Raw genomic sequence first — 13834 nt, 5'->3', positions numbered from 1 at the left:
CCCGACCGCCGACCATGGCGTACACCTGGTCGGCGACGGAGAAGACCAGGTCGACGTCGTGGTCGACGATCAGGATGCCGACCCCGTCGTCGGCGGTCCGGCGCAGCAGCTGCGAGAACCTGGCAGTCTCGTCGTTGTCCAGGCCGCTGGCGGGCTCGTCGAGCAGCAGGATGTCCGGCTGGGCGCACAGCGCTCGCGCGAACTCGACCAGCCGCAGGGCACCGGTGGGCAGCGTGCCGGCGATGGTGTCCCGCAGGTCGGACAGGCCGAGAGAGCCGAGGGTCTCCTCGACGAGGCGGCTGACGTGTCCTCGGCCCTTGGACGCCACGCCCAGCAGGCCGCCGGCATAGTCTCGGTGCCGGTTCTCCGCGCCGACAAGCAGGTTGTCCGCGACCGTGAGGGTGGGGAAGAGCGAGGGAACCTGGAAGGTCTGCACCAGACCACGCCGGGACCGGATGTCTGGCCGCATTTTCGTGATGTCGCTCTTGTCGAGCAGGACCTTGCCCTCGTCGGGCTGCTCGACCCCGGTCAGCAGGCTGAACAGCGTCGACTTCCCGGCACCGTTCGGGCCGATAAGACCGGTGATCACGCCCTGGGGGGCGACGAGGTCGACGTGGTCGACCGCGGTCAGACCGCCGTAGCGGCGGACCAGGCCAACGGCCTGTAGCACGTGCCGACTCATACCCGGCCTCCGTCCCGCAGGGAGGTCGCCGCCGCGGGTCCCGAACCCCCCTGCTCGTGGCCCACGTGACCCGGTGAGGTGGGGTAGACGTCGGCGGGCAGGCCACCGCCCTCGCCGCGGGGCGCGGGGGTCACCAGCGGTGCGTCGCCCGACCGGGCCGCATACTCCTGCACCAGGGTCAGCAGGCTGGCCCCGAACGGGGTCGGCTGCGGCGAGCCCGGTGGCAGCGCGGGCGAGGAGCGGCCCGGGGGCCAGCTCGCGGATGGCCTGGGCCGGGCGGCTCCCAGGGGCGCGCCGATCCCGGAGATCCCGGAGATCCCGGAGATCCCGGTGACGCCGGTGATGCCAGTGGTCGCCGGCAGGTATCCGACGGCGGAGATGCGCACCGGCACCGGGCGCGGTGCCCGATGGTTGGGATCGACGAAGCCGTCCGCGAGGTGGAGGGCGAGCAGCCGCAACAGACCCCGGACGGCCGAGGCCAAGCCGCCGGGCATCCAGCCGAGGGCGAGGGCGAGGATGCCGATGGCGAGGATCGAGGACCCGGCCGGCGCCAGCACGTCGATCGTGACGATGAACGCCGCGGCGATGATCGCGCCGGCCGCGCTGTCGGCGCCGAAGACGACCACGGCGGTGAACCACAGCAAGCTCTGCAACGGTGCGAAGTCGTCGGCGGAGAACGAGTAGCTGCTGTGCACCAGCAGCGCACCACCCAGCCCGGCGACGACGGAGGAGACGGTGAAGGCCAGCAGCTTGAGGTTGCGGACGTCGACCCCCACCGCCGCCGCACCCTCCGCATGGTCACGCACGGCGAGCAGCGCCCGACCGAGCCGACCGCGATGCAGATTACCCACGAAGAACAGGCCGAGGCCCAGGCAGGCCAGTTCAAGGACGTAGAACGCCTCGTCGGGCAGCTCCCAGCCGAAGAACGTCAGCGGGTCGAGGTAGAGGCCGGTCGCGAAGGTCGGCTGCTCGAAGACGAAACGGCTGACCACGGCGCCGACCGCGAAGGTGGTCAGCGCCAGGGTGAGGCCGCGGCGGCGGATCGCCGGGTAGCCGGTGATCAGACCGATCGGGGCGACGAGCAGGGCACCGATGAATATCGACGCGACGCCCGGCAGCTTCGGCAGTCCGAACAGGTCACCGTTGGCGAGCTTGAGTGACAGCAGCGCCCCGAGGCCCGCGTATCCGGCCGAGCCCAGGGAGAGCTGGCCGCTGTAGCCGGTGACGATGACCATCGACAGGAAGATGAGGGCGAGCGCCGGCACCATGAACGCCGAACGCAGATCGGACGGGGCGAAGGTGAGCGGTGCGAGCAGCAGCGCGGCACCGCCGAGCTTGCCCAGGAAGTCACGGCGGGCCTTGGTCTGGCTGGCCGGGCCCGCCGGCGGTGCGCCGCGACTGGAGAAGCTGGCGGTGGTCCCGGAGTCGCCGGTGCCGAGCTCGCGCAGCTTCGGCACCGCGAGCAGCAGGACCAGCAGGGCGACGATGAACAGGTTCGACTGCAGGACGGTGAGGATCTGGCCCGCATCACCGTCGAGGGTGAACTGCTTGAGTTCGCTCTGCAGGACGGCAATGCCCAGGGCAGTGAGGACGGCCACCGGCATGCTCGACAGCCGGGCCGCCACCACCACCGCGAAGGTCTCCAGCACCAGCAGGGTCAGCCCGTACGGGGTGAGTTGGAAGCGGGGGGCGAGCAGGATGCCGGTGAGGCCGGCGAGCGTAGTCCCCGCCGCCCAGCCGGCCGCGGCGACCCGGTCCGCGCGAACACCGGACAGCTCGGCGAGCTGCCGGTCGTCGACAACCGCGCGGATCTGGCGGCCGAACACCGTGCGGGTGGCGATGACGCCGATGACCGCGCAGAACACCACGACCATCGCGAGCTCGGCCAGCGCGTCGACACCGATCCGGGTGTCACCGAACAGCTTCACCGACGAGTTCGGGAAGATGCTCGGTGCGTCGCTACGCGAGCCCAGACCCCAGATGCCCGCCGTCATCCCGAGGGTGAGGACCAGCACGCCGAGGCTGGCAACCAGGGATTCGGCTGCCGATGCGCGGCGACGGGCCAGCGGCCGGAAGACCAGCCGCTCCAGCAGCAGGCCGATCCCGGGAGACAGCACGGCGAGCGCGATGACGGCGGCCAGCCAGATCGGCAGCCCCCACTCGACCACCATCTCGCGGAAGACGTACGCCACCAGCGTGGCGATGCCGCCCTGGGCCAGGTTGAGGACCCCGTTGGTACGGTAGGTGACCAGCAGGCCGATCCCGGACAGGGCGGCGATCGCCCCGAGGGAGATCCCCGCCAGTCCCAGGTCGATGCTGGTCACCGGGCACTCCCTGGGAGCCTGCCGCCGCCGGCCGTCCGGTCGCCGCCGTCCGCCGGGTCACATGTGATCACGGAACTGCTCGCCTTCCGCGCCGTGGCATCGTGGGAAACGCAGGCTCTGTCAGGCGCGCTGGCCGGGTGTGGTGGCGTTCGTAGCGGGTGCCTGGCCGCCCCCGGGGTCCGTCGCGGCGAAGCGCGAGTTCTGCTGGTGCGTGGCTGTTGTCTGCTGGTACGAGCCTGTCTGCTGGTACGAGCCCTGGGGGCGGGTGGCCGGCTGACCGGCCTCGGGTGCGGCACCCGCGACCGCCGCCGCGATGATCAGTGAGTGAAGGTCGTCGACCTGGCCGGCGGTGTGGGCCTGGGCGGCCTGAGCGGCGTCGAAGCGGTCGGCCACCAGCAGCGCACTTCCTACCAGGATGAGTGCCAGCCCCCCGAAACCGCCGGAGACCACGTAGGGTAGTTGGAAAGCGACGTCCGTCTCCTTGGAGACGCCCAGGTAGCAGCCGAGCAGAAGTACGCCGCCGGCGGCCATCACCACCCATCCGCGCAGCGCGCGGACCACGTCGACTACCAGGCGCGATGTGGGCCGCGGGTTATCGGTCCCAGCGGTCTGCTCGTCCACTTTCGTCTCCCCCAAGGAGCATGTCGTCGGTCGTGCGGGCGGCGCGGTCGTGCGGGCGGCGCCCGCGCGTGGAGCCCGCCCCCGAGATGATCCGGGTCACGACAGACGTCAGATTAGTGTGCGGAGATGAACAGGTGCTCCGTCGGGTGGCCTGCGGCTGTTCCCGGCGAGCTCCGGCGGCACGGGAAGCTCCGTCGCATTAGGTATACGAGGATAGGCCGGCCGATGGAAGGCTTTGCGAAGTATGCCTTCCTGCAACCAGACTGCTACTTTATGTTGGCTGGCGGGTGGCCCTCGGGCCAGGAGAAAGAGCCGGGAGGGATGCCCGCCGGAGCCTGCCGCACCGCGGGCCACCGCGGGGCCGGTGTGGGCCACCGCGGGGCCGGTGTGGGCCCCGCGGGGTCTCAGGTGATGCTCGGAGCGATCCGCTGGCGTGGCGGCAGGGCGGCGGCCCCGGCCGGTGTCGGCCCCCGGCCCCAGCGCCACACGTCGGCGACGATGCGGTCGATGCTCGACGCCGGAGAACTCCAGCCGAGATCGGCGCGGATCCGGGTGCTGTCACCGATCAGCGTCTTCGGTTCGGAGACCGGCGGACAGTGGACGCGGCGGACCGGGCGCCCAGAGACCCGGCCGACCGCGGCGAGCACGTCAGTGACACTCACCCCGACGCCGCTGCCCACGTTGAACACCGCGCAGTGCCCGGGGCGCGCGGCGACCAGCGCCGTCAGGTAGGCCGTTGCCATGTCCACGACGTGGACGTACTCCCGCAGCGCGAGGCCGTCCCCATTGACCCGGAACACATCCCGGCACCCGCTCGCCACGGCGATCGCCGCCGGGATGATCCGGCTGCCGTCGCGGTCGATGTGTCCCGCGACGGCACCCGCGACGTTGAAGGAACGTAGGATCACCGCGCCGAGCAGCCCGGTGCCGGCCTGGTGGGACAGCAGCCGCTCGGCGGCGAACTTGGAGGTTCCGTAGGGGTTCACCGGGTCGGGTGGGCAGGTCTCCGGGATCCGCGCGAGGTCGACGTTGCCGTAGACCGCGCAGGTGGATCCGAAGACGAACGCGGGTGCGACTCCGGTGTGCTCGGCGCCCTCCTCCAAGGCAGCCAGCAGGTTGATGGTGCCGGTCAGGTTCGTCTGGAAGTAGCGCACGGGATCCAGCCGCGACTCCCGCACCCGGGTCAGGGCCGCGAGATGGCATACTCCCTCGAATCCTCGGCTGACCCCCGCCGCGGCCAGCTGGCGGGGATCGAGCAGGTCCGCGGCCACCACCTCGATATCGGGGGCGAACCGCGGCGTGGTCATCGGCTCGCGGACCATCGCCGTAACCTGGTGCCCGGCGGTGGCGAGCATGTCCGTGACCACTCCGCCGATGAAGCCGGCCGCGCCGGTGACAAGGACGCGCATGTCCGGGATCAGGATGCGGCCCGCACGCGCATCCCGAGGAGGATCTCCCGGTGGCGCCAGGCGAGTTCCAGGCAGGCGGCGGCCGACGGGGCGATGGGCTCGGTGTCGACGAGACGGCGCAGCGCCGAGTGGGTGAACGGGATGCCCTCGGTCACCGACCGGTTCGGACCCGCGGTGACGACTGATCCCTCGGCATTGGTCTGGACCATGCTGCCGAACAGCCGGTCGAAGGCGTCGGCGTCCACCACGACGACGGTGAGGATCTCGCCGAACAGGGTGAGCGCGTCCAGCCCGATCCCGAAGTACGACACCCGCATGGCGCCAGACCGACGCGCCTGCTCGAACGAACGGAACGGCTCGTCGGTGTCATAGTCGATCGGGCTGGACGAGCTGCCGTCGTGCTCCGGGTTGCCCAGCAGCTCCTCGCTCAGCTCACGCATGATGTTGCGCCACAGGTCGAAGTCGGCCTCATGGTGGAACGGGGTGATGCCCGACGGCTGGAAGACCCCGGCCGGGATGACGTGGTACACCCCGCCCGCGGTCGCGACCGAGCCCGCGCTGCGCCGGTGCAGGAAGAAGCTCGCCTGACCGCCGCGATCGTGGCGGATCGTGAGCGTGTTGATGGACGGCAGGGCCGCCCGCCGGGTGAAGTCGAACGGATCTCCGATGCGCGCCCGGAAGGGCAGCGCGGGCCAGGACAGTCCGCTGCCGGCCATCGCGGCCGCCGTCTCGTGTGCGACGGTCTCGCAGATGTCAACGGCGTCGAAGTACGTCGTGTGGGCGAAGCTCAGCGACGGATGGTTGTCCGTCGACGGTCCCGCGGTCCCGTCACCGCCGATATCGAGCAGGCGGAAGCTGAGCCGGTTCTCGAACAGAGTCGGCCGGTCGAGATCCCGCATCGCCCGCGTGTAGCGCTGGTAGCGGTTCTGCTGACCGCCTCCACCAAGCAGGGGCCGGCTACCGGCCGTCTCGGGTTCGTCCCCCCTGATCGTGGGGGCCTCGGCGCTATCGTGCCACTCAAGGGTGACATCGTCGATGTCCACCGGGGTGTCCCACACCCAGCCGGGCCGGGCCAGTAGCCCGCTGCCGAGCCGGTCGGTTTCCGGGTAGAGCCGCACCGCCGCGCGGGCGAGGCTGATCCGATGGTGGTTGAGATGATCGCGGGTGAGCCGCCACGCGCGTTGGCTCGCGGCGGCCTGCTCGGCCGCCGGACTGCGCGGCGCAGTCTCCCGGCGACGGTCCGTCATTGATCCCGGAGCCAGGCCGACGTCCTCGGGGGACAGCGCCAGATTGCGGGCGATGTGACGGAGCGTCGAGATGTCGTGGATAGCCCGCCGGCCGCTCTCCACCTTGGATACGTAGGACTGGTCGAAGCCCAGACGGTCGGCGAGCTGCTGCTGCGTGAGGCCGTGGGCCTGCCGGTACGCGCGTAGGAGTTGGCCCACACCAACGCTGGTGGGAGTAGAACGCGGCGGCGTCCATAGCCAAGTGTGACCGGTCACCCGCAACCCTCTCGTCCGACAATCGTGTTACGCGAAGTGAGCATAACGAGCCGGGCATCTAGGGGTGCAGTGACATAATTCGAACATCTCGTGTGGGTGTAATTTTGCGGCTTCCAGCAACATCCCTGGTGCCATGTGTTATGCGAGGGTGTTCCCGTCGAATGTATGTTCATTGGTTGGGAAGTCCGTCCGCGAGGTCGAGAACGATCACAACGATGATCAGGAGGAGTATCCAGCGGAAGAAGCCGATACGACTCCAGACCTCGCGCGCGATGCTCCGGCCCGCCCGGCCGCCAAGCACCAGCAGTGCGAACAGCGCCCCGCCGACAGTGACGAGGAAGATCCCGGCATTGCTGTGGTCCACGGTCAAGACGATCGCACGCCGACCCCGGGGATCCCCGGGGGTCCCCGGAGAGCGTTTCTGTTCGGGTTGCGACCGAAGGTGACTGACCGTTCTCGCAGTCATCCTCCCCGTGCTCGCCGTCGGGCCGGTCGGGGTTGCGCTGATCGGCCTGGTACTGATCGGCCTAGTGCTGATCAGCGTGGTCACGTCGAGGCTCTCCCGTGTGCTACTGAAGGTCGATGGAACGTGTAGTGTAGGCCGTGTGGGAATCGACGCTTACCCACTGTCGGGCCAACGTGCACTGTCGGGCCGACGTGCACTGTCAGGCCAACGTGCCCAGGCGGGATGAAGTCACTCCCTTTCCCTGCCCGCCAAATCGCCGGTCGGCGCGCATCGGAGCGTGTTCGTCCCTACCGTGTTCCGGATGTCGACGGCACTCCTGACCGATCACTATGAGTTGACCATGTTGCGCGCGGCGCTCCGGTCCGGCGCGGCGGATCGTCGTGTGGTCTTCGAAGTCTTCACCCGATCATTGCCGCCGGGTCGCCGTTTTGGTGTGTTCGCTGGCACCGGCCGGCTGCTCGATGCGCTGGCGGACTTCCGGTTCGGGCCGCCCGAGCTAGCCGCTCTGTGGGCCGCCGATGTCATCGACGAGGTCACGGCACAGTGGCTGGCGGACTACCGCTTCGGCGGCGACATCCATGGCTTCGCCGAGGGCGAACCGTTTTTCGCCGAGACGCCAGTGCTCGCCGTCGAGGGCACCTTCGCTGAGACCGTGCTGCTCGAGACACTCGTGCTCGCCATCCTCAACCACGACAGCGCGATCGCGGCCGCGGGGGCCCGGATGGTCGGGGCGGCCGGGGACCGGCCCTGTCTCGAGATGGGATCCCGGCGCACCCATGAGGCCGCCGCCGTGGCCGCCGCCCGCGCGGCCTACCTCGTGGGTTTCGCAGCCACGTCGAACCTGGAGGCCGCCCGAGCGTACGAGGTCCCCAGCGTCGGTACCAGTGCGCACGCCTTCACACTCGTCCATCCGAGTGAGGCCGAGGCGTTCGCCGCGCAGGTCGCCACCCTCGGTGTCGGCACGACGCTGCTCGTCGACACGTACGACGTCCCCGCGGGGGTCGCCGCCGCCGTCGCGACGGCGGGCACCGAGCTCGGGGCTGTCCGGATCGACAGCGGGGACCTGGGTCGGGTCGCCGGCGCCGTCCGCGCGCAGCTCGACAGCCTCGGTGCGACCAGAACACGGATCATCGCGACCGGGGATCTGGACGAGCACGCCATAGCCCGGTTGGGCGATGCCCCGGTGGACGGCTACGGTGTCGGTACCAGCCTGGTCACCGGTGCGGGTGCGCCCACCGCGGGGTTCGTCTACAAGCTGGTCGAGGTCGACGGCGAACCCGTGGCGAAGAGGTCGGTCGGCAAGAGCACCCGTGGGGGGCGCAAGCGGGTCATCCGCCGCCATGACCTCAACGGCCGTGCCGTCGCTGATGTCATCTTTCCGAGCCCGCCGGGCTCGCCGCCGGCCCCGGACTGCTTGTCCGCGCCGTCCGCGCCGTCCGGTCCGGAGGTGGGTCCCTCTGGCTCCGGGGACGCGCTCCCCGCGTCGCTGCGACCGCCCGGCCCGGCCCGGGACCGGGACCTGTTGCGTCCGCTGGTGAAGGCCGGTGAGCCGGTCGGTGGCCTGACCGGGCCGGCCGGCACCCGGCGCGCTCGCGAGCACCATCGTCTGGCCCTCGCGGCCCTTCCCCCCACCGCCCGGGAGGTGGGCTACGGCCCGCCGTGCCTGCCCGTCGTCCACGCGGAGGGCCGTCCCTGAGCCGTCCCGGCCGTCCCTGAGCCGTCCCGGCCGTCCCTGAGCCGTCCCGGGCCGTCGGGCGGCGTCGCCCGCTGAGGTGCCGCTTTCGGCGGGAGGTCGAGGAGGGACCCGTGTGCGTCGGCGCGGGGATGGCCAGACTGGAGGGGTGGCGCCCGCCTCTCCACCGAACCGGATCCGCGGTCCGTTGGACGGCGAGGGCGGGCGGCATGACGGTGACGCCGTTATGCCGCCCGCCCTCGCCGTCAGCGTGGACGTGGTTCTGCTGACCCTGCGCGCCGGTCGGCTCTGCGTCCTGGTCATCCGCCGGGACGATCCCTCGTTCGGCGGATGCTGGGCGCTGCCCGGTGGTTTCGTCGACCGCGACGAGGATCTCGACGCCTCGGCCCTGCGGCAGCTCGCGGCCGAGACGGGCGTCACGACGACCGGTCACCTCGAGCAGCTGCGGACCTACGGCGGCGCGCACCGCGACCCGCGTGTTCGGGTGGTCAGCGTGGCCTACCTGGCCCTGCTGCCGAACCTCCCGCAGCCGCCGCCCGGCCGGGACGGACCGCGGGCCCGCTGGTGGCCGGTGGAGGACCTGGACTCGACCGACGGCCCGACGCTGGCCTTCGACCATCCGCGGATAGTGGTGGACGGCGTGGAGCGGGCCCGGGCCAAGCTGGAGTACACTCCGCTGGCCGCCGCTTTCTGCGAGGACCAGTTCACCTTGGCCGACCTGCGCCGCGTCTACGAGGCCGCGTGGGGCGTCGCGTTGGACCCGCCGAACTTCCGCCGCAAGGTGCTGTCCACGCCGGGATTCGTCGTGCCGCTGGGCCAGCGCACCTCCCCGCGCGGTGGCGGTCGGCCCGCCGAGCTGTATCGGCGTGGCTCGGCGACCGCGCTGCACCCGCCGCTGCTGCGCCGGTCCGTCTGAGGACATTCCTCCAGGCCAGTCGCGCAGTTGTCGCCCGCCGCGGCCGGGGGGTCCGGGTCGGCCGCGGCCAGCCACTCGACGATGCCCGCGACGGCGTCCCGGCAGGTGCCGCATCCAGTGGTCGCCCGGGTACCGGTGACGATCGCCGGCAGGTCACGTGCCCCGTCCAACCAGCAGCGGGTGATCCCGCCCTTGGTCACGTTGTTGCACCGGCAGATGGTGACCCGGTCGGGCAGGGTCGCCGGACTGTCGGTGACGGTGACCTCGGTCCGGGCCGGGAACAGCAGGCTGCGCCGGTCGGTCGGCACCGGAGCCTGCCGGTCGAACAACTGCGCCACGGTCCCCACCGTCGGGTTGTCACCGAGCATGATCGCGCCCACCAGCCGGTCCCCGCGGATCACCAGCTTCTTGAAGGTGCCCCGGGTGACATCGACGAACTGCAGCACCTCGGCGTCCTCGTCGAACTCGTCCACGTCGACCTCGCCCATGGTGGCGAGATCCACTCCCGGCGCCTTGAGCCTGGTCACGGGCCGGGCGCCGCTGTAGCGCGCGGCGGGGTCGGCGCCGGTGACAAGGTCAGCCACCACCCGGACCTGGTCCCACGCCGGCGCCACCAGCCCCTGCACCGTCCCGTCGTGCTGCGCGCAGTCACCGACCGCGAACACGGCCGGATCGGCGGGGGAGCGCATCTGATCGTCCACCACGATCCCGGCTTCGACCGGCAGGCCGGCCGCCGCGGCGAGGCCGGTCACCGCCACGACGCCGGTCGAGACCACCAGCAGATCGGCGTCGAGCACCTCGTCGCCGGCCAACTCCACCCCGGTGAGCCGCTCGTCGCCATGGATCCGGACGACCCTGGCCTCGAGCCGGGACCGCACCCCGAGTCCGGCCAGCGTCCGGGCCAGCACCTGTCCGGCCCGCCGGTCGAGCTGGCGGTTCATCAGGTGACCCGGGGCGTGCAGGACCGTCGTGTCCAGACCGCGGCGGACCAGGCCGCGGGCCGCCTCCAGGCCGAGCAGGCCGCCGCCGAGCACCACCGCGCGGGTGGCCCGTTCGGCCTGGGTGAGGATGCGCCGGCAGTCGTCGAGGGTGCGGAACGCCGCCACTCCGGGTAGCAGCGTCCCATCCGGTCGGGTCAGTCCTTCGATCGGTGGCAGCCACGCCCGGCTCCCGGTGGCGAGGATGAGTACGTCGTAGGCGACGACGCTGCCGTCGCCGGCCGTGACGGTGCGACGCGTACGGTCGATGTGGTGTGCTACCACGCCGACCCGGACGTCGACCAAGGCGCGCGGGGGCGTGTCGCCACCGCGGTGGCCGCCGCCACCGCTGTGGCCGGACGTCGCATGGTCGACCAGGGTGATGTCGGCCAGATCCGCCTTTCCCGACAGGACGTTCGACAGCAGGATGCGGTTGTAGGCGGGATGCGGTTCCTCCCCGAACACGGTGATGATCAGGTTGGGGTCTCGGGAACGAAGCTCACTGATCATCCGGGAGCCCGCCATCCCATGCCCCACGATGACTATGCGGCGCGGCCCGGAGGCCCCTGTGAAGTCCGACGCGGGTGCGGAGTCGTGCATCATGGTTCGGGGTCTTGCGGTCATCACCGTTGGTGCCTTCCGCTCGGTTGGCTGCGGCCCGTCGACATGGCTCGGACGGGTTCGGCAGCCCCGACCGTTGCGGTGGGGACGGACCCGGTGGCATGCCGATCGTCGCCCGGATGGCCGATCGGGTCGTCGTCCGGGTCGTCGAGCGGCTCGACCGCGACCGCGCACACCTTGAACTCGGGCATCCGGGACGTCGGGTCGAGCGCGTCGTTGGTCAGAGAGTTCGCCCGTCCGGCCCCGGCCCAATGGAAGGGCAGGAAGACGGTGTCGAATCGGAGGGTGTCGGTCAGCCTCGCCGGCACCTCGCAGGTGCCTCGTCGGCTCGTGACCCGCACCGGCGCCCCCTCAGCGATCCCGAGCCGTTCGGCGAGGTCGGGATGGATCTCGAGGAAGGGTTCCGGCGCGGCGTCGACGAGGGGTCCGATCCGGCGGGTCTGCGCACCGCTCTGGTAGTGGGCCAGCACGCGTCCGGTGGTCAGGTAGTAGGGGTACTCGGGGTTGATGTCCTCCGCCACCGGACGGTGCTCGACCGGCACGAGCCGAGCCCGTCCGTCCGGGGTGGCGAAGCGGTCCAGGAACATCCGGGGGGTGCCCGGGTGCGTCTCGTCCGGGCAGGGCCAGAACACCCCGTCCAATGCGGTGATCCGCTCGTAGCTGATGCCCGCGTAGTCGGCGATCCCCCCGGCGCTGGCCCGGCGCAGCTCGTCGAAGACCACCCGTGGTTCGTCGGGGAAGCGCTCGGCGTGGCCGAGTCGGGCGGCGAGCGCCGCGATGATCTCCAGGTCGGTGCGTACCCCCGCCGGAGGAGGCCGCAGCCGTTCCCGCCGCAGTACCCGACCCTCCAGGTTGGTCATCGTCCCCTCCTCCTCCGCCCACTGGGCGGTCGGCAGGACGACGTCGGCCATGGCCGCCGTCTCGCTGAGCACGAAGTCGGCGACGACGAGCAGGTCCAGGGCGGCCAGCCGCGAGGTGATCCGACGGGCCCGGGGGGCGGAGACGGCGATGTTGCTGCCGAGGATGAGGAGCGCCCTCGGCCCCTGCGGCGTGCCGAGCGCGTCCAGCATCTCGTAGGCGCTGCGGCCCGGACCGGGGATGGTCGTCGGGTCGACGCCCCAGATCCGACCGATGTGCTCCCGGGCCACCGGATCGGTGATCTTGCGGTAGCCGGGAAGCTGGTCGGCCTTCTGCCCGTGTTCCCGGCCGCCTTGCCCGTTGCCCTGGCCGGTGAGACAGCCGTAGCCCGACCCGGGGGTGCCGGGCAGCCCCAGTAGGAGGGCGAGGTTGATGAGCGCCGTGACGGTGTCGGTGCCCTTGCTGTGTTGTTCGGCACCGCGGGCGCTGAGCACCATCGCCCGTTCGGCCTGGGTGAGCAGGCCCACGGCAGCGTACTGGTCTGCTACCGGCACTCCGGTGATGCGCTCCACCCGTTCGGGCCAGTAGGAGGCGAGTACTGCTCGCAACTCGGCGAGGCCCGTCGTCCGAGCGGCGAGGAAGTCGTGGTTGGCGTACCCCTCCGTTAGGGCGATGTGGGCCAGCCCGTTGGCCAGGGCCAGGTCAGTTCCCGGGGTGATCTGCAGATGCAGGGCCGCGGCGCGGGCGGTGGCTGTCAGCCGCGGGTCGACAACCACGAGCGCCCCGCCGTTCTCCCGCTGGCGGGTCAGGTACTGCATGAACGGGGGCATGGTCTCGGCCGCGTTGCCGCCGACCATGAGGACGGCCCCGGCGTGCGCGATGTCCTCCAATGGGAAGGGGAGGCCCCGGTCCAGCCCGAACGAGCGGATGCCCGCGGCGGCCGCGGACGACATGCAGAACCGGCCGTTGTAGTCGATCGCGGAGCTGCGCAGCGCCACCCGCGCGAACTTGCCCAGGGTGTAGGCCTTCTCGTTGGTCAACCCGCCGCCGCCGAAGACGCCGACCGCGTCCGGGCCGTGTTCACGCTGGAGGCGGATGATCCCCGCAGTGATGCGGTCGAGCGCCTGCTCCCAGCTCACCGGCTCGAGGGGGGCGTCGCGTCGTGGCCGCATCAGCGGGGTGGTGAGCCGGTCCGCGGCGGTCAGCAGTTCGGCGGAGGTCCACCCCTTCTGGCACATCCGGCCCCGGTTGGTGGGGAACTCGCGGGTGAGCACGGTAACCGGCCCCGGAGACCTTCCGCCTGCTGGTTCCGGGCCGCCGTCCTTTCCGGTGCTCTCCGGGGTGGCGCTCTCCGGGGTGGCGCGCAGCACCATTCCGCACTGCAGGGCGCAGTATGGGCAGTGTGTCGCCACCTCGGCAAGGGGCGCGGCCGGCACCGGCATGGTCGTGGTCACGCACCGAGCGTACGGCGAGGGGGTGTCTCGGCCGGGTCGGAGCCGTTTCGCGGCGGCAAAGTGGTTCTCATCCTGGCCGTCTCCCCGATGTGCGGTCGCGGCCCCGACGATGCCACCCCGCGGCACTCGGTCGTCTCCCGGAGTTGGGCCGCCTTCTGAGAGGTGATGGCCGGCCACGGCACACGACCCGTCGAGGAGAACTGTCGCGGGAATGGCGTAACAATAGGCAGCGTGTCTGTCGCCGCCGTGTCGCCTCTCGATGTCGAGGAAGTTGACGAGACCCTCGATGACGATCGGCCGTGGGTCACCAT

General features: G+C 71.2%; 9 protein-coding genes and 1 pseudogene. 2 read left to right on the top strand and 8 right to left on the bottom strand.

Translation table 11 applies throughout. The annotated features are described in order from the left end of the window. From AC08OV_RS08170 to AC08OV_RS08145, 6 genes are all read right to left on the bottom strand, one after another. A partial coding sequence (locus AC08OV_RS08170; RefSeq protein WP_476612995.1) for an ABC transporter ATP-binding protein occupies positions 1-682 on the bottom strand: 682 nt, incomplete at its 3' end. Continuing rightward, entirely contained in the window at positions 679-3006 is a 2328-nt protein-coding gene (locus AC08OV_RS08165; protein ID WP_476612996.1) for an ABC transporter permease, read from the bottom strand. The genes AC08OV_RS08170 and AC08OV_RS08165, both read right to left, overlap by 4 nt. A 120-nt stretch (positions 3007-3126) precedes the next feature. Further along, positions 3127-3627, bottom strand: a complete 501-nt coding sequence (locus AC08OV_RS08160) for a transporter (protein WP_476612997.1) — start codon at positions 3625-3627, stop codon at positions 3127-3129. 404 nt (positions 3628-4031) lie between these two features. Beyond that, positions 4032-5036, bottom strand: a complete 1005-nt coding sequence (locus AC08OV_RS08155) for an NAD-dependent epimerase/dehydratase family protein (protein WP_476612998.1) — start codon at positions 5034-5036, stop codon at positions 4032-4034. A gap of 8 nt (positions 5037-5044) precedes the next feature. Then, positions 5045-6538, bottom strand: a complete 1494-nt coding sequence (locus AC08OV_RS08150; protein ID WP_476612999.1) for a helix-turn-helix domain-containing protein — start codon at positions 6536-6538, stop codon at positions 5045-5047. 169 nt (positions 6539-6707) lie between these two features. Next, positions 6708-6902, bottom strand: coding sequence for a hypothetical protein (locus tag AC08OV_RS08145; protein WP_476596427.1), 195 nt, complete (start codon positions 6900-6902; stop codon positions 6708-6710). A 403-nt stretch (positions 6903-7305) separates the two neighbouring features. Here AC08OV_RS08145 and AC08OV_RS08140 point away from each other — a divergent pair, with 403 nt between their 5' ends. Both AC08OV_RS08140 and AC08OV_RS08135 read left to right on the top strand, forming a co-directional pair. Then, complete coding sequence (locus AC08OV_RS08140) at positions 7306-8700, top strand: nicotinate phosphoribosyltransferase (RefSeq protein ID WP_476613000.1); 1395 nt, start codon at positions 7306-7308, stop codon at positions 8698-8700. A 223-nt stretch (positions 8701-8923) separates the two neighbouring features. Further along, the gene (locus tag AC08OV_RS08135; RefSeq protein ID WP_476594579.1) at positions 8924-9613 is read left to right on the top strand and encodes an NUDIX hydrolase; all 690 of its coding nucleotides are present in this window, start codon (positions 8924-8926) and stop codon (positions 9611-9613) included. A gap of 86 nt (positions 9614-9699) precedes the next feature. Here the strand turns inward: AC08OV_RS08135 and AC08OV_RS08130 are convergent. Beyond that, positions 9700-11190: pseudogene (locus tag AC08OV_RS08130) on the bottom strand (FAD-dependent oxidoreductase); the annotation flags it as partial. Positions 11191-11213: 23 nt separating this feature from the next. Beyond that, complete coding sequence (locus AC08OV_RS08125) at positions 11214-13523, bottom strand: molybdopterin oxidoreductase family protein (protein WP_476613001.1); 2310 nt, start codon at positions 13521-13523, stop codon at positions 11214-11216. Between the last annotated feature and the right edge of the window lie 311 nt (positions 13524-13834).

The sequence above is a fragment of the Frankia sp. CeTa3Moorea genome, assembly GCF_978021225.1.
The sequence above is the reverse complement of the archived record's forward strand: the minus strand, read 5'-3'. Positions and strand labels throughout refer to the sequence as shown.

Coding starts and splice junctions, on each gene's coding strand:
- AC08OV_RS08155 (WP_476612998.1), bottom strand. CDS start 5,036: ATGCGCGTCCTTGTCACCGGCGCGGCCGGCTTCATCGGCGGAGTGGTC.
- AC08OV_RS08140 (WP_476613000.1), top strand. CDS start 7,306: ATGTCGACGGCACTCCTGACCGATCACTATGAGTTGACCATGTTGCGC.
- AC08OV_RS08135 (WP_476594579.1), top strand. CDS start 8,924: ATGCCGCCCGCCCTCGCCGTCAGCGTGGACGTGGTTCTGCTGACCCTG.